The organism is Duganella zoogloeoides (assembly GCF_034479515.1).
GTDB lineage: Bacteria > Pseudomonadota > Gammaproteobacteria > Burkholderiales > Burkholderiaceae_D > Rugamonas > Rugamonas zoogloeoides.
In genome coordinates this window covers 309,468-336,030 of sequence record NZ_CP140152.1, presented here as the reverse complement: position 1 = coordinate 336,030, position 26,563 = coordinate 309,468, and the positions used below count along the sequence as shown (strand labels likewise).

Here is a 26,563-nt window from a genome sequence, read left to right as displayed (position 1 = left end):
GACGTATTACACCGACTGGACATTAACCGTATCTTAACGAAACCTCGAAAAACCGTAGCGAGCGGTTCGTTATCGTCGCGAGTAGCGGAAGCGTACGGAGGTACGCTGAGCAACGGAACGGCGATAGCGGACCGCGCAGTAGGTTTTTCGGGGTTCCTTTAATGCGCCGGCACATCGAACGTCACCCCGAGGCCACGTCCATCCAGGCCGGCTCCGAAGCCCAGCGTGCCGCCATGCAGCTCGACGATGCGCTGCACGATCGACAGTCCGAGCCCGCTGCCGCCCTGCCCTGCTGCGTGTCCGAGCACGCGGAAGAACCGCTCGGACAGGCGCTGGCGGCTCGCCGCATCCACGCCGGGACCGTTATCGCGCACCGTGATGACGATACGCCCGGCCGCCTGTACGGCATCGAGCTCGATGCGGGCGCCGTCGGGGCAATAGCGCACCGCGTTATCGAGCACATTGCGCACGGCGATTTGCAGCATGGCCGGATTGGCCTGCGCCACCGCGTCGGCGCAGCGCAGCACCAGCGAGAGGCCACGCCGGGCGGCGGAATCGGCCAGCGTGGCGCGCAGTTGTTCGCACAGCGGCGCCAGCGGGACTGCCTCGGTCGCCAGTAGTTCGTGCGTGACCGGGTCGAGCCGCGCCAGCGCCAGCAGGCTGTCTACCAGCGCCGTCACTCGGGAAATGTCGTCGCGCAGCTTTTTGAACGGCGCCGCCAGCGCGGCATCCGGGTGCTGGCGCTGCAACAGCTGCACGTGCATGTGCAGGCCGGCCAGCGGCGTGCGCAGTTCGTGCGCGGCGTCAGCGGTAAAGCGGCGCTCGGCCTGCAAGGCGGCATCGAGCCGGCCCAGCACGCCGTTGAGCGCCTGCACGATGGGTAGCAGTTCGCGCGGCTGGCCAGCGGTTGCCACCAGCGCCAGGTCGTGCGGCGTCTTGGCGGCAATAGCGGAAGCGGTCTGGCGCAACGGTTTGAGCACGCGGTGGATCAGCAGCCAGCACACCAGCGCCAGCACGGCCAAAAAGCCGGCGACGGGCAGCCACAGGTGTTCGGCCAGTTCTTCCAGGATGTCGAGCCGTTTCTTGTGCAATTGTCCCACCTGTACCTCGAAGTGGCGCTCTTCGTCGCGCACCACGAATACGCGCCAGCGCTGCTTGCCCACGCGCGGGTCGGCAAAGCCGTGGTCGTCGTCGAAGCCGGCCACGAACGGCGTGGCCGGCGCGCCGCTGGTGCGTTGCAGGACGCGGCCATCGACCACGATCTGGTATTGCATATCGACCTTGCGCTCGCTGGTGCCGCCTGCACGCGCGCGCGACAGCAGGCCGCGCTCGTTCCAGTCGGTGGTGGCGGCCATCAGCATATAGCCCGATTCCTCGAGCGCATCGTCGAACACGTCGTTGGTTTCGTGCCAGGCGATATACGTGACGATGCCCAGGCTGGCCAGCCACAGCACGGTGCTGGCAGCGACGATGGCGGCCAGCAGGCGCCGGCGCAGCGACCAAGGACGCTGCGGTGGCTGCGGTGGCATTGGTGCTGGCGCCGGAGCGCCGGCCGGCGGTTCAGTCGCCATCGTGCTTGAGCCGGTAGCCGAGGCCGCGCACGGTGACGATGCGCTCGCCGCCGAGCTTTTTGCGCAGGTTGTGGATATAGACCTCGATGGCGTTGCTCTCCACCTCGTCGCCCCAGCCGTACAGGGTTTCCTCGATCTGGGCGCGCGAGACGATGCTGTTTTTGCGCAGCATCAGCGCGTACAGCACGTTGTATTCGCGCGCGGTGAGCGCCACCGGCTGGCCGGCCAGGCTGGCTTGCCTGGTGTCCAGGTTCAGGGTGAGGTCGTCGTGCACCAGCGCGTTGCTGACCTGGTCGGCGCCGCGCCGCACGGCGGCCCGGATGCGGGCCGACATTTCCTCGAGTTCGAACGGTTTGACCAGGTAGTCGTCGGCGCCCAGGTCCAGTCCCTCGACGCGGTCGGCCAGGGCGTTGAAGGCGGTGATCAGGATCACCGGCACGCGGTTGCCGGCTCCGCGCAGCTCCGCCAGCAGGGCGTCGCCGGTCATGCCGGGCAGGCCGCGGTCGAGCAGCACGCAATCGTAGCGGTGCGTCATGAGCGCAGTCTGCGCCGAGTCGCCCCGGCGCACCCAGTCGACCGCGTGCTGGTCGAGCCGCAGCCAGGCCAGGATGGTTTCGCCAAGGGAGATGTCGTCTTCGACTAACAGGATGCGCATGGAAGCGAGTGTGAGGATCGAAGATGAAGGGAGTCTTAACCTATGCCGCGCACCTGGCGGGCATCGAGGCGTGCGCGCAATTCCTGGATCTCGGCAGCAAAGTTGTCGCGCGCGGTGATCGCGCCCACCAGTTCCATTTCGGCTACCAGACGGCGGTCGGAATCGGCGGCGGCAGCGGCCACGTTGCGCTCGAGCTGCGCGCGCAGGTCGGCCAGCTGGCTGTCCTTGCCTTCGATGGCCAGGTGGTCCTTGGCTTTACCTACCAGGGCGTCGGTGGCGATCTGGCGCGCGTTGCGCAGTTCGGCCTGCAGGCGTTCGATCTGTTCGTCACGCTCGGCCAGGATTTCCAGCGCCTCGTCGCGGGCGGCGGTGACGGTGTCGCGCTCGGCTTCGAGCTGGGCGCTGGCGTCGAGCAAGGCGTCGAGGTCGCCGCCGGTCTGTTCCAGCCCGGCGCGGTTGGCGGCGCCCGCCTCGTCCGCGTATTGCCTGGCCCAACCGGCCAGCGCGGCCACCAGCTCGGCCGGCATTTCCGGCGCCGGCACCGGCGCCGATTGCGCTTGCGCACTGCGCCATGCCGCCAGGTGCTTGTGCAGGCCGATCGACGCCGGCTCGCCCAGCGCGGCGCTGACGGTCTCGATGGTGACCGGCTGACCGTTGCCCTGCAAACCGGCGGCCGCTGCCGCGACCGCGTCGAAGGTGATGCCTGCACTTGCCATGACTTGCTCCGAATAAGGTGAGACGGCCAATATAAACGAAAAGACCCATTTTTCCCATTGGCAATAGGATGAGTTTGCAACAGTTGTCGAACCGACTTTGAACCGATATATACATGCTATCGACCAGAACACGGTATACATGACGCAGTTTGATGGATAAATTGACACACATGCCGGTTCAAAGACCGGTTCAACCACCACTCCAAGGAGCAGGAAAATGAAGAAATATTTGATGGCAGCAGCGTTCACCATGGCATTCGGCGCCGCCCAGGCAGCAGACATCGTCGATACCGCAAAAGCGGCCGGTTCCTTCAACACCCTGGTCACGGCGGTGCAGGCGGCAGGACTGGAAAGCACCCTGAAAGGTCCGGGCCCGTTCACCGTGTTCGCGCCAACCGACGCGGCATTCGCCAAGATCCCTAAAGCGAAACTGGACGCACTGCTGAAAGACAAGGCTGCCCTGACCAAGGTGCTGACCTACCACGTGGTGCCGGGCAAGGTGATGGCAGCCGATGTGAAGTCCGGCGACGTCAAGACCGTCGAAGGCGCCTCGGTCAAGGTGGCCGTCAAGGGCGACAAGGTGATGGTCGACAAGGCCCACGTAACCAAGACCGACATCGCGGCCGACAACGGCGTGATCCACGTGATCGACACCGTGTTGATGCCAAAATAATTCCCTGGTAGTGCCGGGGTACCCGGCGAGTTCCTCTCCGCAGCGATTTCGCCACCCCACAGGGTGGCGTTTTTTATGGGCTTTTGCGCTATCATCGCCGCATGGATAACCACTACCTCACCCCGCTGTTCGCCCCCAGGTCCATCGTCGTCTTTGCCGGCCGCGATGACCAGCCGGACAGCCAGACCACGTACGGCCGCAGCATCCGCGCGCAGCTGGAACAAGGCGGCTTCACCGGCCCGGTCAGCTATCTCGACATCGGCATGACGGGCACCCTGGCCGACCTGGCGCAGTCGCGCGCCGACCTGGCCGTGATCGCGCTGCCGCACGACCAGCTGGCGTTTGCGCTCGAGGTGGCCGGCCGCATCCAGTGCCGCGCGGCGCTGATCCTGTCGTCGAGCGTCGATCCGGCGCTGGCTACGGCGCTCGTTGCCATCGCCAAGCGCCACGAGATCCACCTGCTCGGTCCCAACTGCCTCGGCTACCAGCGCCCGCGCCTGCACCTGAACGCCAGCGTGGCCGGCCCCTTGGCCCGCCCCGGCAGCCTGGCGCTGATCTCGCAATCGGGCGCGCTCACCACCGCCATTCTCGACTGGGCCGACAAGAACGCCGTGGGGTTGTCTGCGGTCGTATCGCTCGGTCCCAATACGGCGGTGGACCTGGCGCAAACGCTCGATTTTCTCGCCACCGATCCGGCCACCCACAGCATCGTGATCTGCATGGAGGGGCTGACCAACGCGCGCCGCTTCCTGTCGGCGCTGCGTGGCGCGGCCAATACCAAGCCGGTGATTGTGCTCAAGGCCGGTAACGCCACCGCCGCTTCGCAGGCGGCATTGACCCACTCCGGTGCGATGGTGCTCAGCGACGTGGTGTTCGATGCGGCGCTGCGCCGCACCGGCGCGGTACGGGTGAAATCGTTCGTCCAGCTGTTCTCGGCCGCCAAGTGCCTGGCGTCGCGTTACCGCCCGGTGGGGCCACGGCTGGCCGTGGTCACCAACGGCGGCGGCCCCGGCGTGCTGGCGGCCGACTGGATCCACGAACTGGGCCTGCAACTGGCGCACCTGTCCACCACCAGCGTCGATGCGCTGCGGCCGCTGGTGCCGGAGCACGCCACGCTGTCGAACCTGCTCGACCTGGGCGAAGACGCCAGCGCCGACGCCTACCGCGAAGCAGTGCTGGCCTGCGCGCGCGACAGCCAGGTGGACGGCATCCTGGTCATTTATTCGCCCAAGCTCGGTGGCGATCCGGCCGGCGTGGCGCGCGCCGTCAGCGCCCTCAACGCCGGTCTTGGCAAGCCGCTGCTTACGTGCTGGATGGGCGACAGCCAGGTGATCGAAGCGCGCCAGGTGATCAACACGGCCGGCCTGGCCACGTTCCGCACGCCCGAGGCGGCGGTCGATGGTTTTTCCAACATCGCGTCGTTCTACCAGAACCAGCAACTGCTGCATCAAACCCCGCCACCGCTGTCGCAACTGGCGGACCCGGACCTGGACGGTGCGCGCCTGCTCATCGAAAGCGTGCTGGCCGAACGGCGCAAGGTGCTGACCGAAATGGAATCGAAAGCCTTGCTGGCCGCATTCCACATCCCGATCACGGCCACCATGCTGGCGCGCAGCGCCACCGAAGCGGTGCTGATCGCCAGCCAGCTCGGCTACCCGGTGGCGATGAAGATCGACTCGCCCGACATCAGCCACAAGTCCGACGTGCAGGGCGTGGCGCTCAACGTGCTGACCGCCGCCGGCGTGCGCGACACCTACGACGACATGCTGGCCACCGTGCGCCGCCTGCGGCCCGACGCCACCATCAACGGCGTGACCTTGCAGAAAATGGCCGGCAAGCGCTATGGCCGCGAACTGTTCATCGGCGTCTCCACCGACCGCCTGTTCGGACCCGCGATCAGCTTTGGCGCCGGCGGCACCATGATCGAACTGATCGCCGACCGCGCCACCGAGCTGCCGCCCCTGAACCAGTTCCTGGCGCAGCGCCTGATCGGCCGCGTGCGCGCTGCCGACACGCTGGGCGAATGGCGCGGCGCGCCGCCGGCCCAGCGCGAGGCAATCGAACATATCCTGCTGCGCGTATCGGAAATGGTGTGCGAGCTGCCGCAGCTGCGCGAAGTGGACATCAACCCGCTCATCGTCGACGAATACGGCGCGCTGGCGGTCGATGCGCGCATCGTCATCGACGCCGCGCCGCCGTCGGCCCACAAGTACGACCACCTGGCCATCCTGCCCTACCCGGCCGCCTACACCCAGCAATGGCCGCTGCGCGGCAGCGGCTTGTACACGCTGCGGCCGGTGCAGCCGGACGACGCCTTCATGCTGCAGGAGTTCGTGCGCGGCCTGTCGGAAAAGTCGCGCTACTACCGCTTCGCCTCGTCGCTGCGCGAGCTGTCGGTGCCGATGCTGGCCAAGTACACGCTGATCGACTACGACCGCGAAATGGCGCTGGTCGCCGTGCAAACCCTGCGCACGCCGGGCGCCGATGGCGGTTTCGTCGAAGCCGAACGGATACTGGGCGTATCGCGCTACATCGCCAACCCGGACGACAGCAGCGGCGAATTCTCGCTGGTGGTGGACGACCGTTTCAGCGGCCAGGGCCTGGGCACGCGACTGATGCTGGCAATCATGGACGTAGCGCGCGATAAGGGATTGAAAGAGCTTAACGGCCTGGTACTGGTCAAGAACAGCGGCATGCTGAAATTGATGGCCAGTTTGGGATTCCAGATCCGGCCGTACGAGGAGGATCCCGATTTCCGCCTGTGCTCCAAGGCGCTATAAGGTTGCAGAGCGCCTGGCGCTCATCGCCGGGCGCCGCGACCAAGACGGCACTATTACAGGTGCACTCCGTCTTTGGCTTTTAGGTTCGACTGCTCATGTATATTCGCGCTGCCGGGCACTGACCCGACTCTCGGTTGCGACCGGCTTGGTTCCCTTCGTGGACTGGCTGCTGTACAGCACCATCCGCCGCGAAGGTAAGCGTGACGCCTGTACCACTCTGACATTTCCTCCGCCTGCCATTCGCGCGGCAGCGAACGAGCAGCACGTTATAAATCGATGATTTTCCGCACGAGTGCCGGCGGCATGCGCCATTGTTCATCCTCGCAGAGCAGCGAGTAGGTTCTGGTGTTCATCCGCACGATGGTGCCGACGCGTTCGCGCAAATGCTTGTCGGTAAAGGAGACGGTATCACCGAGTTTGAATTGCTGAGGCCCTTCGTGCGTGCGGAAGCAAGAAAATCTGGCCTTCGCGCGACGGGAAGCACACGCGAGCTTGAGCGCCTGCAATCCCGGACACAAGCGGCCCATGAAGAATCTCGTCCCTCGGGACGAGATAAGCCTTGCTCGCCAAAGCCGGCCAGAATGCCCTCCAAGTCAGTGTGCTGGCCAATCTGCTCGGCTTGCTCAAGCACATCGAGTACATGGCTCTGGATCTCGCGGATCACCTCAGCTGCATCTGCTGGGTCCAAGGCGGTGAGATAGCCAGCCAACTGTTGGCCGTAGTGCTCAAGTCGTTGTTGTGTGTTCATGGCGAAGTTCTCCGTGTCTTTTTTGTGGATACCGGCAGCAGGCTGCTTACTTGTTTCCGGATAAAGCTTTGCTTCCGGGCTTTTGCACAGGTTCATAGGCTTGGCTGGCGAGGATGGCTTCGACCGCCCTGCTTGCGGCGTCAACACCCTTGTCCTCGCCATTGTTACTGAGAATAACGATGTCGATGTCCTGTGCTGGCAGATGGCTCAGCTCGGCCTTGAAGGCACGCCAATGACCGCCATGCGAGATGCGCGGTTGTTGCAGCGCCGAGGGGCGCAGGCCGAATCCGAAACCATATGGAACCAGGCTGCCGTCCTGTAGCCGGGTGGGCGTGGTAGCTTCTCTCCAGGCGTTTGCCGACATTGCCACCCCGCTGCGCAGCGCCCTCGACCAGATCAGCAGGTCGCCTACCGTGGAGTAGATGCCGCCCGCGCCCTGCATGTAGAAGCCTGGAATCTGGTCATAGGGGCGTCGCTGACCATCGGCCGCGCCCCGGAAGCCGTAGGCGCGTGCTGCGATGCCCGCCTCGTTGCCCGGCATTCGCAGGCCTGTGTTCGACATGCGCAGCGGACCAAAGAACTCGCGTTGCAGAAAGTCAGCGAACGACAGTCCGGTGACGTGCGAAACCACCCGGGCTAAGAGCAGGTAGCCGGTGTTGCTGTACTCGAAGCGTTCGCCCGGCGCGGACTTCGGGACCGCCGCCGTTGCCGCCAGCACCTGTACCACATCCTCGCCCAGCATCGGCGCGTTTGCCTTGCCGCTGCGAAGCAGCTGAGTGTAGTGGGCCATCGCATCCGGTACGCCTGCGCTGTGGTTCAACAGCTGCCGTAGCGTCATGCGCGGATAAGGGAAACCAGGTAGGTGGCGGTCCACGGTGTCGTCTAGGCGTAGTTTTCCATGGTCAACCAGGCGCAGGACGGCGGCGGCTGTAAATTGCTTGCTGACCGAACCGATGTCAAAGGCGTGCGCGGTGCTCAGTGTGCCTTGACCATCGATGCCGACATCCCCAAATGCGTCCTCATAGACCACCTTGCCAGCGCGGGCGACCAAAACGCTGCCATTGCAAACTCGCGCGGCATGGCATTGCGAGAAGTAGTTGCGGAGTGAGGCCGTCACGTCGGACGAATGCGCCTGCGCGTGGAAGCCCCCCCCGCAGACGAACAGAAATGTCACGCAGCAGCGCAGAGTGGAGGCAAAGAAAGTACAGTTGGGCATGGTTGGACTCATGTCAGCGGCTTGGATTCGAATGCATGTCGTCGGGTGACTTGACCAGCAGGGCGTCGATATCGGCGACCGATTGCCGCCAGGCCAGCGTGAGAGCGGCCAGCTTCTGCCTGCCCTTACTAGTGAGTTGGTAGTACTTGCGGGGACGGTTCTCTTCTTCGTGGATCCATTCGGCACTCACCAGTTCCTCGCGCCTCAGGCGATCAAGCAAGGGATATAGGGTGCCTTCTGTGATTGCCGTGGTGGGGAAGCACTGGAGGTGCCGTAGCAGAGCCAGACCGTAAACCGGTTTTTCGCGCAAGGCTGCCAGAATCACCAGCTCCAGCGCACCCTTGCGCAGCTGGATTTGCCATTTCTCCTGGGCCTCAGTGATTTGCGATTCTGAAATTTGCATGATGAGATTACCTTGTAATGCAAGGTATCTCGCCATGTATAGTTGTAAACTGTCAAGAACATACGAGCCACAACTCCAACGTAAGCGTCCGCCCAGCGCGGTATTGTGCAGGGGCGTTTTGATGGACGATGGCGTCACACCGCCGGGAAGCGGGATGATCTCAAAGGGCTGCTGGCAGGTTGCAGTTCCAGGGCAAGAAATCATCAACCCGGTTGGCGGGATGATCGGCGATATGCGCCAGCACGTGACGCAACCAGGCTTCGGGGTCGACACCGTTCAGCTTGGCGGTGCCGAGCAGCGAGTAGATCGCGGCGGCGCGCTCGCCGCCGCTGTCGGCGCCGGCGAACAAATAATTGCGGCGGCCGATGGCCACGCCACGCAAGGCGCGTTCGGCCGCGGAGTTATCGATCTCGATGGCGCCGTCGTCGCAATAGCGCAGCAGCGCCGGCCACCGCTTGAGCGCGTGCGGGTTGCTGCCACCGTGTCGGACTTGCGCGATAAAGTATCGAGCGTGCTGCGCAGCCAGCGCTCCAGATCGTCGAGCAGTGGGCGCGAGCGGGTTTATCGAACTTGCCTTCGTTCGTCGGGTGGTTTGCCCCGGATCTCGCTCTCGACCACATAGAGCTCGGCGATCCGGCGCAGCGCCTCGGTGGTCAGCGGCGTTGCGCGCGCTGCGTGCAGGTCATGGAAAGTGATCGGTTGAAAATTTGTGTCCATGATCAGAATCTGTGGGCACAATTGCTGTGCCAAAATTCGATCATCAATGGTGGTGGTCAGACAGTCCAGACGGTGCTGGGTAGACGCTAACACCGCAAGCGACACCAGGGCGAGCACTACCGGTTACTCTCAGCAGTGCGTACGCAAGGCGACTGGGAAGCGTGGGTCGGTTTTTTCCTTGATGCGTTGACCGGCGCAGCAACCGAGGCTGAGGGCAGCATCATCGCGCTGGCCACGTTGGTGACGAGCGATCGGCGGCGTTTGCTGGTTGAACCCTTGGCCCGATCGGTAGCCTACCGGCTGCTCGAAATGCTGCCCACCACACCGCGCTTCACTATCGAATCCAACCGGCAAAAACTCGCAACGCAAGCAACGGGTGTTCAGCTACCAGCGCTACATCGATATCCTGTCGCAATAACATTGCCAATCTGTAATGAGCCATCTGTTGACGCCACCCGTCCGACTGCCTAGCATGGGTTGCAATTGCGGCAACCCGCCCGCATACAACCGGACCTTTCCATGCGCCCCTCCCACCTCTCGCACCGGCTGGTGCAAATCGCTGCTGCTTGCCTGCTGACGTTTGCCGTCCCGGCAGCAAACAGCGCGTTTGCCGCCGACACCACCAGCGACACCGCTCACCTGAAGACGCCCCCGCAATCGCAGGCCGATGCGGACCGGCTGGCAGCCTGCGCCAACGAGCATGGCGTGCCGACGCCGGCCGGCTGGATGGCAATGCCTTTGCCCAGTATCAGAGGGCATATCCAGGCAGCGGACACCGACGATGTGGTCCAGCTGATGTACAGCGACGAGCAGAAGCTGGCCGGCGCGGTGATGGTCTCTTTTACGCCTGGCGGCGGCTACGCCGGCATCCTGAAAACCTTCCGCTATGACGACAGCGACACCAACCCGCCGCGCCTGTCGATGATCGAGCCAGGCGACTACCCGCCGGCCTGCCATCCCGGCAATTCGTGCGAGACAGTGCATATCGCCCAGCAGGCGGTCGGCCTGTGCTTCGGCGAAGCGTCGTGCCGGATCCTCTATTTCGACGGCAAGGAACTGCGCGACGTCGTCATGACCGACTAACAGCAAGGCAGCGGCCCCGACCATCCATAGTGCATGGTGCGACTGCGAACAGACCGCCCCACCACCCCGAACTATGCTGCACTTTTTACCTCCGGGAGCTGCCATGGGATTCGATCTGGGAAGTTTATTGCAACAACATGCCGGCCACGTCACCGCCGCCGATCCCGACGGCGTGGCGCAGGCTTTCAAGCATATCGTCGGCGAGCAATCGCAATCGTCGGTCGCCCAGGGCATTGCCCGGGCCTTCCTGTCCGACGACACGCCGCCGTTTGCGCAAATGGTCAGCCAATTGTTCTTCCGCAGTGACAGCGGCCTGCGCGCCGAATTGCTGAACTTGCTGCTGGACAATGTCAGCCCGACTATGTTGTCCGCGCTGGCCGGCAGCGTTGGCACGCTGTTTACCGACAATGGCCATCCACATCTTTCCACAGAGCAAATCGCCGACATCACGCCGCCGCAGGTTGCTGAAATCGCCGTTGTGGCGCAGCAACACAACCCTGGCATTGTGGAACGGATAGCAACGTTGTTTGCACAGCATCCGAACATCTTTAACGGACTCGACAGCGACACCCTGAAAGTCGCGCTCGGCTCTATGGCGCAGCAGCGTTAAGCGCTGCCCGTTAGGCTGTTCAACCGAGCTCCAGCGTAAGGTGCGCCAAGTGTAAAATGTCTGAAATACAATAAAAATGATACAAAAGTTGCTTTAAGTCTCATTGGATTTCAAGCAGTATACAAACTTTGACCATCGGCATTAGTCGAATCACAACTTACATTGGAGGTCTCAGATGGCTGTTTCGTTTAAATCCGCATTGATGCCGTTGGCAATGGCCGTAGCCCTGTCGTTCAGCGCAGTTGGCGCCGCCTCGGCCGATGCGCTCACCGAAAACTTCGACAACGGCATTCCGCTGGGCTGGACCACTGTCAACAACAGCGCTCCGACCGGCTTCACCAGCTGGACTACGGGTAACACCGACGTATTCGGCGCCTACGATGGTTCGGCCGATTCTTACGTTTCGTCCAACTACAACGCGGTTCTCGGCTCGGGTACCATCAGCGACTGGCTGATCCTGCCGACGTCCACGTACCGCAACGGCGATACGCTGTCGTTCTTCACCCGCACCGATGTGAACTCGTCATTCCCGGACAACCTGGAAGTTCGTTTCAGCACGGTCGGCGGTGTCGATGTCGGCAACACTGCAACCAGCGTGGGCACCTTTGACACCTTGCTGCTGACCATCAACCCGGCGCAAAACGTAGGCGGGTACCCGGAATTCTGGACCCAGTACAGTGTGTCGCTGAGTGGCCTGACCGGTGACACCACCGGCGCGTTCGCCCTGCGTTACGTGCTGTCCGACGCTGGCATTGATGCCAACAACGGCAACTACATCGGTATCGACAGCCTCGACATCACCTCTACCCCTCTGGCAGCGGTGCCGGAAATGGAAACCTACCTGATGATGGCTGCCGGCCTGGGCCTGATTGGCTGGATGCGCAAACGCAAGTCGCGCGCTGTCCCGGCGTCACAGCAAGCGTAAGCTACTGCGGGTGCCAGTCGAGCACCCGCACCGGTTGGGCCGCTACGGCGGCCTGGCCTTCTCCGTCGACTTGCTGTACGTCCTGCACAAACAGGCTCAGCACGCCGCTCCGGCGCCACCACTCCGTGTCGAAACTCGGTTCCCATGAACCCACCGACGCTGCCGTCAGGTCGCTGATCTGCCATTTGCCGTCCGCGATATCCGTGGTGCGCGCCACCGACACCTTGCTGCCGCGCTCCTCGTCGCGAAACACCAGTACCGCACCAGGCCGCTTGTCGTCCAGGCTGACCATGATTTGCGGCCGCGCGATCGGTATGCGCTTGGTGCCCTGCCCGCTCAGGGAGAACGCCGTCCGGCGGAAACCAAGATTGCGCATCTGCCAGCCTTTGGCGTCGCGGTACACCACGCGGTACTGCGGCACCGTCGAACCGGCATCGCGCCAGTAGCTGGCAATGTAGGGCCGGCCGCCCGCATCGGCTGCCATCGAGGTCTGGTTGATCAACTCGCTGTTTTGCAGGATGCGCAGCGCGTATTCGGCGCTGGCCGCGCTGATCGGCAGCGCATACGACTTGCCGGTGGACGTCTCCCACGTGACGCCGCCGTCGCGCGAACGTGCATAGGCCAGGTCGTGGTTGCTGGCCACGTCCGGCGATTCGCGCCATACCCACGACACATGCAAGGTGCCCTGGTGGTCGAGAAACGCCTGCCAATAGGCGTTGCGCTTGCCCTCGCCCGTGATCAGGTTCGTATGCAGCCGGGTCCAGGTGGCGCTGGCCGGGTCGTAACGGTTGATCACCAGGTCGCCCCGGCCCGAGCCGCCCAAGCGGTAGAAGAACAGCAGCCGGCCGTCCGGCAGGCGGTAAAACTCGGGATACGAAACGGTGTCTTCGTCCTGGCCCACCATTGACTGCCTGGGGCCTAGCTCAAGCGACCCCGGCTGCACGCCGCGCGCGTAGCGCAGCGCGTTGTTGTGGTGGTCCCACGCTACGTGCAGGGTACCGGCGCCATCGAGCATCAGGCTGATGGCGTTGTGGGCGTCGGCGGCGTTGCCCTGGTATTGGGTGCGATGCACGGTCCAGTGCGCGTCACCGAGCTTGCGCTTGCCCAGCACCAGGTAGCGTTCAGCATCATAGTAGCCGACGTACTGGTAGTCGCGGTCGGACACCAGCGAATTCTTGCGAAACACCACGGCGTTGACGGAATTATTGGCCCAGCCCGGGCCGACCAGCGTCTCCACGGGCGCCGCTGTGGCAACGGTGACAACACTGGCCGCCAATATGCCCGCCAGCAGATATTTATCAATCAAATCAATACCATACATGCAACATGTCTCCTCTGATACTCTTATTTCTGCACGGGAAATATGCCATAATATCCAACCTGCGTATCCGACCACGCCGCCCACTTTCCCAACCCCATGAGCACCGACAGTTTCGACCCCGCCCTGCATGCCGATCCCCTGCAATTCTGGGAACAGCGCGTCAAGGCAACCCGCTGGATGATCACCAAGACCGTGTTGCTGGGCGTGTTTGCCGGGGTGCTGGGCATACTCGGACAAGGGTGGCTGGAACGCGCCGCACCGCTGTTCCCCATTATCAGCCAGAACTATGGCGTGTGGCAGCTGTGCTACCTGCTGGCGCTAATACTCATCTTCATGATCTGGGCGCTGGCCATGCGCCAGAAAATGGCGCTGCTGGAAAACAGCAAGCGCGGCATGCATACCCAGCAGCGCATCGCCCAGCACAATGCGCGCCGCCAGCAGGCGGCAGCCGAAGCACGCCAGCGGCGGGCCGAGCAGGAAAAGGCGCGGGCGCTGGAACTGGCTGCCAAACGGGGCGCCAAAAGCAAGAAATTCGACTACTGACTGGCTACTCATCGAGTAGCAATTGCGTAGTCTCAGCACCAGATTCAGAGCCGCCGCGCAACACTCGGGAGGTCTTGCAGCGGCCCTTTTGTGATAAGGTTTCTGCTCCAGATCGGCGCACAACCTACTATCATATGACTACCGCCACTCTGCTTCAATTGTTCTCTCCGCCGAGCGATCCTTCGCTGCTCCAATACGGCATTTATACCCCCACGCTGGTTGTGCTATCGATCCTGGTTGCCATTTTCTCATCATGGATGGGATTGCAAGTCGTCGACCAGGCCAAGTCGGCCACCACGCGCGGCCTGCGCGCCACCATGCTGGCCACCGGCAGCCTGGCGCTGGGCTGCGGCGTGTGGGCCATGCACTTCATCGGCATGCTCGCCTTCGACCTGTGCACGATCGTCGAGTACGATCCCGGCGTGACCATGCTGTCGGTGCTGCCCAGCCTGGGCGCCTCGTGGGTTGCGCTCAACATCATCGGCCGGCGCGAGCTGACCACCGGCGCCCTGCTTACCGGCGGCGTGCTGACCGGAGCCGGCATCGGCGCCATGCATTACACCGGCATGGCAGCCATGCGCACCAACCTGTACCTGCAATACGATCCGGCCATGTTCGCGCTATCGATCGTGGTGGCCGTGGGCCTAGCCACGCTGGCGATCTGGATCCGCTTCGGCGTGCGCAGCCTGCGCCAGCATGTGCGCCCCAGTTTCCTCGGCGTGCTCGCGGCATTCGTGATGGGCTGCGCCATCGCCGGCATGCACTACACCGGGATGGCAGCGGCGCGCTTTACCGGCGTGCCGATCGCTGTCGATGGCGTGGGCCGGAACACCGGTTTCCTGGCGCTGTCGATCACGGTCATCACGGTGGCCATCACGGTGTTTGTCCTGGCCGCCAACGGCGTGCTGCGCTACCGCGACCTGTACCGCCAGTTGAGCGAGAGCGAGCGCTGGATGCGCGCCCTGCTCACCACCACCATCGACGGCGTGGTGACGGTGGACCGCGACGGCGTGGTCCACGAATTCAACGCCTCGGCCGAGCGCATCTTCGGCTGGCGCCGCGACGAAATAATCGGCCGCAATATCCGCCTGTTGATGACCGACGGCGACCGGTCCGAACACGAAGGCCTGCTCAAGTTCCTGCGCCAGGGCGACGATGCCGGCGCGAACGCCGGTGCCAACACGGTCAACGAAGTGATCGCGCTGCGCAAGGACGGCGGTGTGGTGCCGATCCGGCGCGCCATCGGCCACGCGCGGGTGGAACACCGCGACCTGTTCGTGCTGTTCATTACCGACATCAGCGAGCGGCGCGCGATCATGCAGGCGCTGCGCGCCAACGAGCAGCAGTTCCGCTCCCTGATCCGCAACATTCCCGGCATCTCGTTCCGCAGCAGCATGGGCTACGACGCGCCGCCGGTATTCGTCAGCGACGGCATGGAGCGCCTGGCCGGTTTTCCCGCCGGCGATTTCGTCGGCCCGCAGCGCACCCGCACCCTCGGCACGCTGGTGCTGCCCGAGGACCGCGAGTATGTCGAAGCGGAGATCAGCCGCAGCGTCGAACGGCTGTCCGCCTACCAGGTCGAGTACCGCATCCGCCACGCCGACGGCAGCATCCGCTCGATGTGGGAGCACGGCGCCGTCACCCGCGACGAGAGCAACCCGGCCATCGTCTGGATCGACGGCGTGATCCTCGACATCACCGAGCGGCGCCAGATGGAAGAAGAACTGCGCCAGGCCAAGGAGACCGCCGAACAGGCGGCCGCCGCGCGCGCCAGCTTCCTGGCCAATATGAGCCACGAAATCCGCACGCCGATGAACGCCATCCTCGGCTTCACGGACGTGCTGCTCGATACCGAACTCGATCCGGCCCAGCGCCGCCACCTGGGCACCGTGCGCAAGGAAGGCCGCTCGCTGCTACGGCTGCTCAACGAAGTGCTCGACACCGCCAAGCTCGATAAAGGCGCGGTGGAACTGGAACCGGACGATTACAGCCTGCTCGGACTGATCGACGAACTGGCCTCCACTTTTGGGGGCAACGCGCGCGCCAAGGGGCTGACCATCGACATCGAATACGACCCGTCGCTGCCCACCTGGCTGCACGGCGACGAGCTGCGCATGCGGCAAATCCTCGGCAACCTGCTGGACAACGCGATCAAGTTCACCAGCGCCGGCAAGATCACGCTGCGCGCCGGCGCGCGCCATGGCCAGTTGCAGATCGCGGTGCAGGACACCGGCATCGGCATCGCGCCCGAGCGCCAGGCCGCCATCTTCGATCCGTTCACCCAGGCCGACGCGTCGATGACGCGGCGCTTCGGCGGCACCGGCCTTGGCACCACCATCAGCCGCCAGCTGGTCGCCCTCATGGGCGGCACCATCAGCGTCACCAGTGTGCCCGGCGAAGGCGCCACCTTCACCGTGCTGCTGCCGCTGGAACCTGCACGCGCCCACGACGGCCCCGGCCAGAGCGCGGAACGCAGCGACTATCCGCTGCCGCCGCTGCGCTTCCTGGCGGTGGACGACGTGCCGCAGAACCTGGAACTGCTGTCGCTGATGCTGGCCCGGCGCGGCCACACCCTGCAAACGGCCAGCGACGGCGCCATCGCCGTGCAACTCACCGGCGACCACACGTACGACATCGTGCTGATGGACGTGCAGATGCCGCTGATGGACGGCCTGGCCGCCACCCGCGCCATCCGCACCCGCGAGCGCGAACGCGCGCGCCTGTCGGGCCAGCCCCTGACCAGGGTACCGATCGTGGCCATGACCGCCAGCGTGCTGGCCGCGCACCGGCAAGCCACCACCGATGCCGGCATGGACGGTTTCGCGTCCAAGCCGGTGGACTGGTTCGCGCTGTCGCACGAGATCGCGCAGGTGCTGCGCCTGCCGCCGATGGAACACGGCACGCAAGCGGACACGCCGGCGCGCCAGCGCGTACTCAACCACAAGGCCGGCCTGCAGCGCTGGGCCGGCAAGGAAGCCGTGTACCAGCACGCGCTGGGCCGCTTTGCCGCCGACTACAACGACGGCGCGGCCACCCTGGCCACGCTGCTGGCTGCGCCCACCGCCTCGCGCCTGGCGGACGCGCAAGCCTGGTGCCACCGCGTGCGCGGCGTGGCCGCCAACCTGGGACTGGAGCAACTGGCGGCCACGCTGGCCCACATCGAAAAACTGTGCGGCGCGCCGCCGCGCGACGCCGACGTGCCGCTCGACGCCGAACTGGCGCAGCAGCAGCGGCAACTGGCCAGCCAGCTCGAAGCGGCGCTGGGCGCCATCCACGCCATGCAGGCGATCACCACCCGCCGCGACGCCGCCAACGCCCGTACCCGCGACGACGACGATGCCGGGCAGGGTGCGGACATGCCTGCCGCTGCCGCCGCCACCCCGGCGCACGCCTTCGACCCGGCCGCCGCGCGCGTCCGCGCCGAAGCGCTGCTACCGCCGCTGCGGCGCGGCGCGCTGGACGACGCCGCACTGGCGGCGCTGGTCGCCAGCCTGGCCGGCGCCCCCGCCGCCGTGCTCAAACACCTGGCGGCGCTGCATGGCGCCCTTGACGATTTCGACTTCCCGCTGGCGGCATCCACGCTGGAAGCAATACTGGACAGCCTGTCCAAGGAGAGCTGATGCCTTTGAGTGAAAAAAAATTGCCGCTGATTCTGGCGGTGGACGATGAAGCGAGCAACCTGCAATTGCTGCGCCACATCCTGCAAGACCAGTACCGGCTGCTGTTTGCCAAGGACGGCCAGCGCGCGCTGGAACTGGCGGTGCAGGAGTCGCCGCAACTGATTTTGCTTGACGTGATGATGCCGGGGATGACCGGCTACGAGACCTGCCGCCTGCTCAAGCGTGATCCGGCCACCCACGACATCCCGGTGATTTTCGTCACCGCCCTCGGTGACGCCACCGACGAAGTGGTGGGCTTCGAAACCGGCGCCGTGGATTACATCACCAAGCCGGTCAGCCCGCCCATCGTGCGCGCCCGCGTCCGCACCCACCTGTCGCTGGTGCGTGCGGACGAACTCAAACGCACGCGCCTGGAAATCGTCCAGCGCCTGGGCCTGGCCGCCGAGTACAAGGACAACGAGACCGGCCTGCACGTGATCCGCATGAGCCACTACGCGCGCACCCTGGGCCTGGCCCTTGGCATGAGCGAAGAAGAAGCGGACGACCTGCTGCACGCAGCGCCCATGCACGACGTGGGCAAGATCGGCATCCCCGACAGCATCCTGCAAAAACCGGGGCCGCTCGACGCCGAAGAATGGAAGGTGATGCAGTCGCACGCCTCGATCGGCGGCGACATCATCGGCCGCCACGAGAGCGGCATGCTGGCCATGGCGCACCTGCTGGCGGTCACGCACCACGAAAAATGGGACGGCAGCGGTTATCCAAATGGTTTGAAGGGGGAGGAAATTGCGCTGGTGGGAAGGATCGTGGCAATCGCCGACGTGTTCGACGCGCTGACGTCGGCGCGGCCCTACAAGCAGGCGTGGCCCGTGGAACAGGCGGTGGAATATCTGCAGCAGCAGCGCGGCAAGCACTTCGAGCCAAGGCTGGTCGATCTCTTTATTGAACAGATGCCCGCGCTGCTTGAGATCAAGCAGCGCTGGGCAGAGCATTCTTAGGCCACGAGCCGCACCTGGCGCCCGGCCAGGCGCGCCATCACGGCAACGACGTGGTCGATCTGGCGGAAGGTGTGGCCGGCGTTCATCATGAACCGCAACCGCGCCTGTCCCACCGGCGCGGCCGGGAACTGGATCGCATCGACGTGGATGCCTTCGCGCCGCAACTCGATGGCGTAGCGCTGGCAGGTTTCGGCGTCGCCGATCAGCACCGGCAGGATCGGCGTGGCGGTCGAGATGATGGTGTAGCCCAGCGGCGCCATCTGCTCGATGAAGTAGCGCTGGTTGTCCCACAGGCGCTGGCGCCGCTCCGGTTCCTCTTCCAGCAGATCGAGTGCGGCCAGCAGCGCCGCCGCCTGGTCCGGCGGTGGCGGGCAGGTGAAGCCGTAGGCGGAGCTGGTCAGGCGGATCACGTCGGCCACGTCACGCTCCACCGCCACGAAGCCGCCGATCGAACCGAGCGCCTTGCTCAGGGTCCCCATCTGCATGATGTTCTGGCTGTAGCAGCCGAAGTGCTCCGAGGTGCCGCCGCCGTTGGCGCCGAGGATGCCGGTGGCGTGGGCGTCGTCGATGTACAGCAGCGCGCCGAAGCGTTCGGCCAGCGCCACCAGGTCGGGCAGCGGCGCAATCGTGCCTTCCATGCTGAACACGCCGTCGCTGACGATGATCGGCGTGGTGCCTTCCTGCGCGCCCGCCTGCAGCAGCGATTCGAGATGGTTCATGTCGCAGTGGCGGTAGTTGTAACGCAGCGCGCCCGACATCTGGATCCCTTCGCGGATGCTGATGTGGTTGTACTCGTCCGAGTAGTACGCGTACTTGTGGCGCTTCTTGGCGCGGAAGCCGTGCAGGCGCGCCAGCGTGGCCGCCTTGACGATCGACGACAGCACGCCGATATTGGTCATGTAGCCGGTGACGAACAGCACCGCGTCGCTCTTGTGCTTGAGGGCGCCCAGGCGTGCTTCGAGCTCGCGGTACACCTCCAGGTCGCCGCCCAGCAGGCGCGACTCGCAGTTGCCCACGCCGTAGCGATCGAGGCCCCGCTTGGCCGCCGCCACCAGCCGCGGGTGGTTGGCCAGCGCCAGGTAGTTGTTGGTGCTGAAGGACACCACTTCCTGCCCGCCGCTGATAAACGTGGGATCGGGCAGCGTGGTGTGGACGGCGGAGTCGTGGTGCACCGGATGGTGCTGCAGCCAGTGGGCGATATCGGTCAGATCATGCATGGTCGGAGGGTTTCAGTGAGCGTGAAACCATCATAGAACCGGGCGACTCTCCGCAAGCTTGCGGTCACATTACAATCAGGATAGCTGGGAACCGGCCAGCGGCAGCACCAGCCGCGCCACCAGTCCCGGCGCATTGTCTTCCAGCGCCAGCCGGCCGCCGTGCGCGGTGGCGGTGGCAGCGACGATCGACAGTCCCAGGCCGTTGCCAGGCAAGTGGCGGCTCTTGTCGAGCCGGTAGAAGCGCTGCGTCACCTTGTCCAGCTCCTGCGCCGGGATGCCGGGACCATTGTCGCTGACCGCGATTGCCGCCATGCCGTGGTGCAGGCCGGCGCGGATGCGCACCGCCGATCCCGGCCCAGCGTACTTGATGGCGTTTTCCAGCAGGCTGGCAATCGCGCTGGCAAGCAGATTGCGGTCGCCGTCCACGTACAGCGACTCCGGCGCGTCCACGCTCAGGGTAATGTTGTCGTCTTCCGCGCTGGCCTCGTACATCTCGCCGATGTCGGCCACCACGCGGCCCAGGTCCAGCCGCTCGAACATGCTGGTGCGCATGCCCGACTCCACCTCGGCAATTTGCAGCAGGCGCTCGAACAGGCGTATCAGGTCGTCGATATCGTCGATGGCGTCGTGCGAGGCGCCTGCCAGCCGCTCCACGCTGGCCTCGCGGCGCAGCGCGTCGTCGAGCCGGCCGCGAATGCGCGAGAGCGGCGTGCGCAGGTCGTGGGCGATGGCGTTGGAGACGTGCCGGATGCCTTCCATCAGCAGCTCGATGCGGTCGAGCATGCGGTTGATGTCGCGGTTCAGGCGCGCGAATTCGTCGTCGCCGCTGATCGCGATACGGTGGCTCAAATCGCCGGCCTCGATGCGGGCGGCAGTGCCGCGTATCTCGCCCAGCTTGTTCTCGATGGTGCGGCGAAACAGCCAGGCGCCGGCCACCGTCAGCAGCAGCGACACGCCAGCGCCGGCCAGCAGCGCATCCCAGATCAACTCGCGCACGGCTTCCTGCTCGCTCAGGTCGCGGCCGACGATCAGCATGCCGCCGCCATCGAGCGGGCGCAGGTACAGGCGCGCCGGCTTCAGGTGGCCCTCGCGCACGACGTCGGCGCTGAGCATTTGCGGGAGGGTGCTGGCCTCGGTTTCGCCCTCGGCCTGCGGCCACGAACCGAGATTGCCGGCCAGGGTATTGCCCTCGCTGTCGAGCAGCTGGAAGATCTCGCGGTCGCTGTCGATACCATCGGCCAGCAGGCGCCGCACTTCTTCGATCAGGTGCGCATGGCCATCGGCGTTAGCGCGGTGCAGCAGGCGCTGCGCCTGGGCGACGATTTTTCCATCGAGGTTCTGATCGAGCACGCCGATGGTGCCGGTATAAAACACCACCGACACCACCGCGATCGAGATGGTGCCCAGCAGGCCGTAGCCCAGCACCAGCTTGGCGGCGATCGACGCGCCCCATAACCGATTGGGCTGGCGCAGCCAGTCAGCCAAGCGCGCGCTCCCCGCCGTCGCTGTCGCCGGGCGCGGTGGCGCCCATGCGGTAGCCCACGCCGCGCAGGGTGTGGATCAGCATCACCGGGAAATCCTTGTCCACCTTGGCGCGCAAGCGGCTGATCTGGACGTCGATGACATTGGTCTGCGGGTCGAAGTGGTAGTCCCACACCGATTCGAGCAGCATGGTGCGGGTAACCACCTGGTTCTCGTTGCGCATCAGGTACTCGAGCAGCCGGTACTCGCGCGGTTGCAGCGTGATCACCTTGGCGCCACGCGTGACGCGCATGGTGCGCAGGTCGAGCTTGAGGTCTGCCACTTGCAGCTGGGTGCTGTCGGCGCCGGGCGCACTGCGCCGCAGCAGCGCTTCCACCCGCGCCAGCAGTTCGGAAAATGCGAACGGTTTCGGTAAATAATCGTCGGCGCCGCCGCGCAGGCCCGTCACGCGGGCGTCGATGGTGGACAGGGCGCTGACGATGATGACCGGCGTGTGCTTGCCCAGCGCGCGCAGCTTGTCGACGATGGACAGGCCGTCGATACGGCCCGGCAGCATGCGGTCGAGGATGATGATGTCCCATTCCTCGGCGATGGCGTAATCGAGTCCGTCCGGGCCGGTGGCGCAGGCCGTGACCAGGTAGCCCGCTTCGCGCAAGCCCTTGCAGATGTAGTTCGAGGTTTCGGCTTCATCTTCGATGACCAGGCAGCGCACGCGTTTCTCCATCAGGGGGTGATGGCGTATTTTAACCGCGTTAACCAAATTAACCGCAAACGCTGGGGGGGTGAACCCCCGCCGGGACGCCGTCGTTGCGTCGCACAGCAGGTGGCGCCATCTTGGTGGCGTCAATGGTGAGGACCGTCGTCAGGGCGCAGAGTTCGGATGCAATGATAGGGCGTTGCCCTATAAAAAGATTTGCGCCAGATCAAATGGTGGCCAGCTCTTTGTAAAGCGCGTGGTAGTTCAGCGCCATGCGTTCGGCCGTGAACAGCTCGCGGTAGCGCGCCTCGGCGCGCCGGCCCATGTCGGCGGCGAGGGCCGGGTCGTCCCACAGTGCGCGCATGGCCGCGCCCAGGGCTGGCGCATCGTCGGGCGGCACAACCAGCCCGGTCTCGTGGTCGATATTGATGTAGGTGGTGCCGGTGCCGATCTCGCTCGAGATCATCGGCTTGCCGAACATGGCGCCTTCCAGCAGCGAGATGCCGAACGCCTCCGAGCGCAGGTGCGACGGGAACACCATCGCGTAGCACGCCTGCAGCAGCGCGATCTTGTCGTCCTCGTCCACCGCACCGACGAAATGCACGTGCTGAAGTCCGAGGCGCGCGGCGTGCTGCCTGAGTTCCTGCTCGATCGGTCCGGCGCCGACGATCACCACCGGATAGCGAGAATTTTCAGGATGGGCCAGCGCGTCGAGCAGGATGTGCAAGCCCTTGTAGTAGCGCAGCACGCCCACGAACAGGAAAAAGCGTTCGCCGAAGCGCGCGCGCCACTTGTCGGTCACTGCCGCCGGCGGCTGGCGGTAGCCGGCCTTGTCGAGGCCAAAAGTGATCACGCGGGTCTTGTCGGCGAACTGTTGCAGCACCGGCGACGAGGCCAGGTAATTGGGAGAAGTCGCGACGATCGCATCGACGCTGCGCAGGAAGCGGCGCTTGAGCGGCGCGTACAGGCGCAGCAGATTTTTCTGGCGCACGATGTCGGAGTGGTACGTGACCACGCTGGGCTTGTCCACCCGCGCCATGAAGTGCGCCAGGTCCATGAACGGCCACGGAAAGTGGTAATGCACGACGTCGGCCTGGCGCGCCAGCTGCGCCAGCTGGCCGATGGCGCCGACCGAAAAGCCGGTGGACGCGATCTCGAAGTTTTGCCGCGCGCGGTGCACCACGTGGCCTTCGAAGTCCATGCGTGCCGGTCCCGGGTGGCGGCCAAGCGTGAGCACGGTGTTGTCCACGCCGAGGCGGCCAGTACCCACGCACATCTGGCGGATGGCCTGCTCCACCCCGCCCCACGAGTCGGGATAATAGGTTTTGTAGAAGTGCAGGACGCGCATGGCCGGCCTCCTCACGCTGCCAGCACTTGCCGATAGACGTCGGCGGTGCGGCGCGCCGCCTCGTCCCACGTCATCTCCAGCGCGCGGATACGGCCGGCAGCGATCAGCCGCGCCCGCGTACTGTCATCACGCGCCAGCGTGGTCATGGCGGCGGCAATCTCGCCCACCGACAACGGATCGAATTCCAGCGCCGCACCCTGCGCCACCTCGGGCAGCGACGTGGCGTGCGCGCAGGCCACCGGCACGCCGCTGGCAAACGCTTCGAGTAGCGGCAGGCCGAAGCCCTCGTGCAGCGACGGGAATACGAACGCACCGGCGCCCGCGTACAGGTGGCGCAGCTGGTGGTTGTCGGTCAGGCTGCCGAGCCAGACGACGTTTTCGCCGCGTTCGCGCGCCGCCTTCAATCGCTGTATCAGTTCGGCGCTGCGCCAGCCCGGCGCACCGACGATCACCAGCTGGCGCGCCGCGCGCAGCACCGGCGGCAGCGATAGGTAGGCGTCCAGCAGGCGCTCGACGTTCTTGCGCGGCTGCAGGGTGCCCACAAACAGGTAGTAGCCGGCCTGCAGACCATACTGCGCCAGGGTGGCGTCGCGCGCCTCCGGCGCCGGCGCATCGAACCATTCGGCGCGCACGCCGTGATAGAGCACGCTGATCTTGCGCTCGTCGATGCCGAAGAATTCCACCAGTTCGCGCACCGAATAGTGCGACGACGCGATCACGTGCTGCGCCTTGCGCGCGGCGCGGATCTGCAGCCAGTTTTTCAAACGCCGCCACTTGGGATTGCACCACTGCGGGTGCGAGATCGGCAGCGCGTCGTGCAGGGTTGCCACCACCGGGCAGTCCATGCGCACGATGCGGTAGTCGGTGGCGTGGAACAGGTCCAGCGGAGCGGCACCATCACTGGTCAGGGTGCGGCTCACGTCGAGATAGGCGCCGGACGGCAGCAGCATGTCGCCCAGCGTGGCGACCGGGAACGATAGCGGCAGCGCGCGGCCCGCGCTCAGCTTCTGCAAGCCGCCGGGCGGCGCAAAGCTGAACGGCACCACGTCCACGCCGGCGCCCGGCAAATGGTCGAGCAAGGCGCGGGTGAAGACGCCGATGCCGTCGAACCGGCCGCCGGTCAGCGCCGGTTCGATCGTGGTGGTGGACAGGCCTACCCGCAGTGGCGTTACAGCGCCGGTCACGCCTGGACCATCCACCGCAGGGTGTCGGCCAGCGGCACCGGATCGACGGGGCCGATCACGCTGGCCAGGCGGCGATTATCGCCCACCAGGCGCACCACTTCGTTGGCGCGCACAAACGCCGGATTGACGTGGACGTCGATGCGGTAGCCGGCGATGTCGGCCATCAGGTCCAGCACCTCGCCCAGCGAGTGCGCATTGCCCGAGCAGATGTTGAAAGCGCGGCCGGCGGTAGCGGCGGCAGGCGCCGCCAGTAGGCGGCGATAGCTGCTCGCCACCATGCGCACGTCGGAAAAATCGCGCCACACGTGCAGGTTGCCCAGCTCGATGCGGGCCTCGCGACGGCGGAAGTGGGCGACGATTTTGGGCAGCAGGAAGTTCTCGTCCTGGCCCACGCCGGTATAGTTGAACGGCCGCGTGATGATCAGCGGCAGGCGGTCGCCCCACAGGCGCGCCATGTATTCCATGGCCAGCTTGCTGACCGCGTAGTCGTTGGCCGGTGCGGCCGGCACGTCTTCACCGATCACACCGACATCGGTATTGCCGTAAATGTTGGCGCTCGACGCCAGCAGCACCGCCGCCGGCCGCTGTGCCAGGCCGGCCAGCGCTTCGAGCAGGTTGCGGGTACCGGCCACGTTGACGCGGTAGATCTGCTCGGCGTCGCCATGAGCGACAAAGGCAATGGCCGCCAGGTGCACCACCACGTGGGGCTGCACTTGCTGCACCACGGCCGCCAGCCCGGCGCGGTCGTTCAGATCGACGCTGAACTCGTCCATGCCGGCCGCACTGCCGGGGGCAACGATGCCGTGCACCTGGTAGCCGGCCGCGCGCAGTTCCTGCGCCACGTAGCGGCCTGTAAACCCGGCGCTGCCGGTGATCAGCGCCCGCTTGCCGGCGCCTTCCAGGGTGGCGTGGGGAGTCACCGGCCGCTCCCTAGAACGACAAGCCGGCGCGGTTGCGGCGCAGGTCGGCCTCGACCATCATCTGGCACAGCTGTTCCAGCGTGGTCTGCGGCTGCCAGCCCAATTCGCTCAAGGCCTTGCCGGCGTCGCCGATCAGGAGTTCCACTTCGGCCGGGCGGTAGAATTTGGGGTTGACGCGCACCAGCACGCGGCCGGTTTTGCGGCACGTGCCGGTTTCGTGCTCGGCGGCGCCGCTCCAGGCCAGGTCGATATCGACCGCTTTAAATGCCATGGTGACGAAGTCGCGCACGGTCTCGGTGCGGTTGGTGGCCAGCACATAGGTGTCGGGCGTGTCGGCCTGCAGGATGCGCCACATGCCTTCCACGTACTCTTTCGCGTAACCCCAGTCGCGCTTGGCGTCCATATTGCCCAGTTCGAGCACGTCCTGCAGGCCGAGGTGGATCTTGGCTACCGTGTCGGTGATCTTGCGGGTGACGAACTCGCGCCCGCGCAGCGGCGACTCGTGGTTGAACAGGATGCCCGAGGCGCCGAAGATGCCGTACGACTCGCGGTAGTTGACCGTCATCCAGTGCGCATACAGCTTGGCCACGCCATACGGGCTGCGCGGATAAAACGGCGTATCCTCTTTTTGCGGCACGGCCTGCACCTTGCCGAACATCTCCGACGTGGACGCCTGGTAGAAGCGGATTTTCGGGTTGACGATGCGGATCGCCTCGAGCAGGTTGACCGCGCCCAGGCCGGTGATTTCGCCGGTGGTAAGCGGCTGGTCGAACGACACGCCCACGAAGCTTTGCGCCGCCAGGTTGTAGATTTCGTCCGGCTGCACGCGCTGGATCAGGCGGGTCATGGAAGACAGGTCGGTGAGGTCGAATTCCACCAGTTCCAGCTGCGGATGCGACGCGATGCCCAGCTCCTCGATACGCCAGAAGTTGACCGAGCTGGTACGGCGATAAGTACCGGTGACCTGGTAGCCCTTGTCGAGCAGCAGCTGCGCCAGGTAGGCGCCGTCCTGGCCAGTGATGCCGGTAATAAGGGCTTTCTTCGAGTTCGTCATGGTGTGAGCGTGGCAACAATAAGATCGTTGATTGTAACCGAGTGACCGCCCCTGCCCCGCGCGGTAGCTCACACGCTTACAC

The 26,563-nt window shown here is 65.2% G+C and carries 22 protein-coding genes and 1 pseudogene; 8 read left to right on the top strand and 15 right to left on the bottom strand.

Translation table 11 applies throughout. From position 1 onward, the window contains the following. Positions 1 to 158 precede the first annotated feature (158 nt). The 3 genes from SR858_RS01535 to SR858_RS01525 are packed head-to-tail and all read right to left on the bottom strand — an operon-like array spanning position 159 to position 2,942. On the bottom strand, positions 159 to 1,571 hold the full coding sequence (locus SR858_RS01535; protein ID WP_322534295.1) for an ATP-binding protein: 1,413 nt from the start codon (positions 1,569 to 1,571) through the stop codon (positions 159 to 161). Next, on the bottom strand, positions 1,561 to 2,226 hold the full coding sequence (locus SR858_RS01530) for a response regulator (protein WP_019923847.1): 666 nt from the start codon (positions 2,224 to 2,226) through the stop codon (positions 1,561 to 1,563). Before SR858_RS01530 ends, SR858_RS01535 begins: the two co-directional genes overlap by 11 nt. A 35-nt stretch (positions 2,227 to 2,261) precedes the next feature. Continuing rightward, the gene (locus SR858_RS01525) at positions 2,262 to 2,942 is read right to left on the bottom strand and encodes a DNA-binding protein (protein ID WP_019923846.1); all 681 of its coding nucleotides are present in this window, start codon (positions 2,940 to 2,942) and stop codon (positions 2,262 to 2,264) included. 217 nt (positions 2,943 to 3,159) lie between these two features. Here SR858_RS01525 and SR858_RS01520 point away from each other — a divergent pair, with 217 nt between their 5' ends. Further along, complete coding sequence (locus SR858_RS01520) at positions 3,160 to 3,615, top strand: fasciclin domain-containing protein (protein ID WP_019923845.1); 456 nt, start codon at positions 3,160 to 3,162, stop codon at positions 3,613 to 3,615. Between the two features lie 101 nt (positions 3,616 to 3,716). After that, positions 3,717 to 6,395 (top strand): bifunctional acetate--CoA ligase family protein/GNAT family N-acetyltransferase, encoded by a 2,679-nt coding sequence (locus tag SR858_RS01515; RefSeq protein WP_019923844.1) that lies wholly within the window; start codon positions 3,717 to 3,719, stop codon positions 6,393 to 6,395. Positions 6,396 to 6,661: 266 nt separating this feature from the next. Here SR858_RS01515 and SR858_RS01510 read toward each other — a convergent pair whose 3' ends face one another. The 4 genes and pseudogenes from SR858_RS01510 to SR858_RS01495 all read right to left on the bottom strand — a co-directional run. Next, positions 6,662 to 6,922, bottom strand: coding sequence for a hypothetical protein (locus SR858_RS01510; RefSeq protein WP_154820048.1), 261 nt, complete (start codon positions 6,920 to 6,922; stop codon positions 6,662 to 6,664). A gap of 267 nt (positions 6,923 to 7,189) precedes the next feature. Further along, positions 7,190 to 8,359 carry a serine hydrolase domain-containing protein gene (locus SR858_RS01505; protein WP_019923842.1) on the bottom strand — a complete coding sequence of 390 codons (1,170 nt, stop codon included), beginning with the start codon at positions 8,357 to 8,359 and terminating at the stop codon, positions 7,190 to 7,192. Between the two features lie 13 nt (positions 8,360 to 8,372). Next, entirely contained in the window at positions 8,373 to 8,762 is a 390-nt protein-coding gene (locus SR858_RS01500; RefSeq protein WP_019923841.1) for a PadR family transcriptional regulator, read from the bottom strand. Between the two features lie 160 nt (positions 8,763 to 8,922). After that, positions 8,923 to 9,449 (bottom strand): annotated as a pseudogene (locus tag SR858_RS01495) (IS66 family transposase); the annotation flags it as partial. Between the two features lie 549 nt (positions 9,450 to 9,998). Here SR858_RS01495 and SR858_RS01490 point away from each other — a divergent pair. The 3 genes from SR858_RS01490 (at position 9,999) to SR858_RS01480 (ending at position 12,097) form a co-directional block, all read left to right on the top strand. Further along, a complete protein-coding gene (locus tag SR858_RS01490) occupies positions 9,999 to 10,562 on the top strand; it encodes a hypothetical protein (RefSeq protein WP_019923838.1) in 564 nt (187 codons plus the stop codon). Positions 10,563 to 10,665: 103 nt separating this feature from the next. Further along, positions 10,666 to 11,172, top strand: coding sequence for a hypothetical protein (locus tag SR858_RS01485; RefSeq protein ID WP_154820046.1), 507 nt, complete (start codon positions 10,666 to 10,668; stop codon positions 11,170 to 11,172). A gap of 175 nt (positions 11,173 to 11,347) precedes the next feature. Further along, a complete protein-coding gene (locus SR858_RS01480; RefSeq protein ID WP_019923836.1) occupies positions 11,348 to 12,097 on the top strand; it encodes a choice-of-anchor J domain-containing protein in 750 nt (249 codons plus the stop codon). A 1-nt stretch (position 12,098) separates the two neighbouring features. Here SR858_RS01480 and SR858_RS01475 read toward each other — a convergent pair whose 3' ends face one another. Beyond that, a complete protein-coding gene (locus SR858_RS01475; RefSeq protein WP_322534293.1) occupies positions 12,099 to 13,403 on the bottom strand; it encodes a BNR repeat-containing protein in 1,305 nt (434 codons plus the stop codon). A 111-nt stretch (positions 13,404 to 13,514) separates the two neighbouring features. Here SR858_RS01475 and SR858_RS01470 point away from each other — a divergent pair, with 111 nt between their 5' ends. From SR858_RS01470 to SR858_RS01460, 3 genes are all read left to right on the top strand, one after another. Next, a complete protein-coding gene (locus SR858_RS01470) occupies positions 13,515 to 13,961 on the top strand; it encodes a hypothetical protein (RefSeq protein ID WP_019923834.1) in 447 nt (148 codons plus the stop codon). A 257-nt stretch (positions 13,962 to 14,218) separates the two neighbouring features. Then, complete coding sequence (locus SR858_RS01465; protein WP_019923833.1) at positions 14,219 to 17,581, top strand: MHYT domain-containing protein; 3,363 nt, start codon at positions 14,219 to 14,221, stop codon at positions 17,579 to 17,581. Continuing rightward, on the top strand, positions 17,581 to 18,579 hold the full coding sequence (locus SR858_RS01460) for a response regulator (RefSeq protein WP_019923832.1): 999 nt from the start codon (positions 17,581 to 17,583) through the stop codon (positions 18,577 to 18,579). The genes SR858_RS01465 and SR858_RS01460 overlap by 1 nt, the downstream gene beginning before the upstream one ends. Here SR858_RS01460 and SR858_RS01455 read toward each other — a convergent pair. From SR858_RS01455 to gmd, 7 genes are all read right to left on the bottom strand, one after another. Beyond that, complete coding sequence (locus tag SR858_RS01455) at positions 18,576 to 19,796, bottom strand: aminotransferase class I/II-fold pyridoxal phosphate-dependent enzyme (RefSeq protein ID WP_019923831.1); 1,221 nt, start codon at positions 19,794 to 19,796, stop codon at positions 18,576 to 18,578. The two genes, SR858_RS01460 and SR858_RS01455, sit on opposite strands and share 4 nt — an antisense overlap. A gap of 75 nt (positions 19,797 to 19,871) precedes the next feature. Then, the gene (locus SR858_RS01450; protein WP_019923830.1) at positions 19,872 to 21,281 is read right to left on the bottom strand and encodes a sensor histidine kinase; all 1,410 of its coding nucleotides are present in this window, start codon (positions 21,279 to 21,281) and stop codon (positions 19,872 to 19,874) included. Then, positions 21,274 to 21,990, bottom strand: coding sequence for a response regulator transcription factor (locus SR858_RS01445; protein ID WP_040378091.1), 717 nt, complete (start codon positions 21,988 to 21,990; stop codon positions 21,274 to 21,276). Before SR858_RS01445 ends, SR858_RS01450 begins: the two co-directional genes overlap by 8 nt. A 211-nt stretch (positions 21,991 to 22,201) precedes the next feature. Continuing rightward, the gene (locus SR858_RS01440) at positions 22,202 to 23,323 is read right to left on the bottom strand and encodes a glycosyltransferase family 4 protein (protein ID WP_019923828.1); all 1,122 of its coding nucleotides are present in this window, start codon (positions 23,321 to 23,323) and stop codon (positions 22,202 to 22,204) included. Positions 23,324 to 23,334: 11 nt separating this feature from the next. Further along, positions 23,335 to 24,507 (bottom strand): glycosyltransferase family 4 protein, encoded by a 1,173-nt coding sequence (locus SR858_RS01435; protein WP_019923827.1) that lies wholly within the window; start codon positions 24,505 to 24,507, stop codon positions 23,335 to 23,337. Further along, on the bottom strand, positions 24,504 to 25,427 hold the full coding sequence (locus SR858_RS01430; RefSeq protein WP_019923826.1) for a GDP-mannose 4,6-dehydratase: 924 nt from the start codon (positions 25,425 to 25,427) through the stop codon (positions 24,504 to 24,506). Before SR858_RS01430 ends, SR858_RS01435 begins: the two co-directional genes overlap by 4 nt. A gap of 10 nt (positions 25,428 to 25,437) precedes the next feature. Continuing rightward, positions 25,438 to 26,481 carry a GDP-mannose 4,6-dehydratase gene (gmd, locus tag SR858_RS01425; RefSeq protein WP_019923825.1) on the bottom strand — a complete coding sequence of 348 codons (1,044 nt, stop codon included), beginning with the start codon at positions 26,479 to 26,481 and terminating at the stop codon, positions 25,438 to 25,440. Positions 26,482 to 26,563 lie beyond the last annotated feature (82 nt).

Coding starts and splice junctions, on each gene's coding strand:
- SR858_RS01535 (WP_322534295.1), bottom strand. CDS start 1,571: ATGGCGACTGAACCGCCGGCCGGCGCTCCGGCGCCAGCACCAATGCCA.
- SR858_RS01510 (WP_154820048.1), bottom strand. CDS start 6,922: ATGGGCCGCTTGTGTCCGGGATTGCAGGCGCTCAAGCTCGCGTGTGCT.
- SR858_RS01530 (WP_019923847.1), bottom strand. CDS start 2,226: ATGCGCATCCTGTTAGTCGAAGACGACATCTCCCTTGGCGAAACCATC.
- SR858_RS01465 (WP_019923833.1), top strand. CDS start 14,219: ATGGGATTGCAAGTCGTCGACCAGGCCAAGTCGGCCACCACGCGCGGC.
- SR858_RS01520 (WP_019923845.1), top strand. CDS start 3,160: ATGAAGAAATATTTGATGGCAGCAGCGTTCACCATGGCATTCGGCGCC.
- SR858_RS01515 (WP_019923844.1), top strand. CDS start 3,717: ATGGATAACCACTACCTCACCCCGCTGTTCGCCCCCAGGTCCATCGTC.
- SR858_RS01480 (WP_019923836.1), top strand. CDS start 11,348: ATGGCTGTTTCGTTTAAATCCGCATTGATGCCGTTGGCAATGGCCGTA.
- SR858_RS01525 (WP_019923846.1), bottom strand. CDS start 2,942: ATGGCAAGTGCAGGCATCACCTTCGACGCGGTCGCGGCAGCGGCCGCC.
- SR858_RS01460 (WP_019923832.1), top strand. CDS start 17,581: ATGCCTTTGAGTGAAAAAAAATTGCCGCTGATTCTGGCGGTGGACGAT.
- SR858_RS01500 (WP_019923841.1), bottom strand. CDS start 8,762: ATGCAAATTTCAGAATCGCAAATCACTGAGGCCCAGGAGAAATGGCAA.
- SR858_RS01440 (WP_019923828.1), bottom strand. CDS start 23,323: ATGCGCGTCCTGCACTTCTACAAAACCTATTATCCCGACTCGTGGGGC.
- SR858_RS01455 (WP_019923831.1), bottom strand. CDS start 19,796: ATGCATGATCTGACCGATATCGCCCACTGGCTGCAGCACCATCCGGTG.
- SR858_RS01470 (WP_019923834.1), top strand. CDS start 13,515: ATGAGCACCGACAGTTTCGACCCCGCCCTGCATGCCGATCCCCTGCAA.
- SR858_RS01485 (WP_154820046.1), top strand. CDS start 10,666: ATGGGATTCGATCTGGGAAGTTTATTGCAACAACATGCCGGCCACGTC.
- SR858_RS01490 (WP_019923838.1), top strand. CDS start 9,999: ATGCGCCCCTCCCACCTCTCGCACCGGCTGGTGCAAATCGCTGCTGCT.
- gmd (WP_019923825.1), bottom strand. CDS start 26,481: ATGACGAACTCGAAGAAAGCCCTTATTACCGGCATCACTGGCCAGGAC.
- SR858_RS01505 (WP_019923842.1), bottom strand. CDS start 8,359: ATGCCCAACTGTACTTTCTTTGCCTCCACTCTGCGCTGCTGCGTGACA.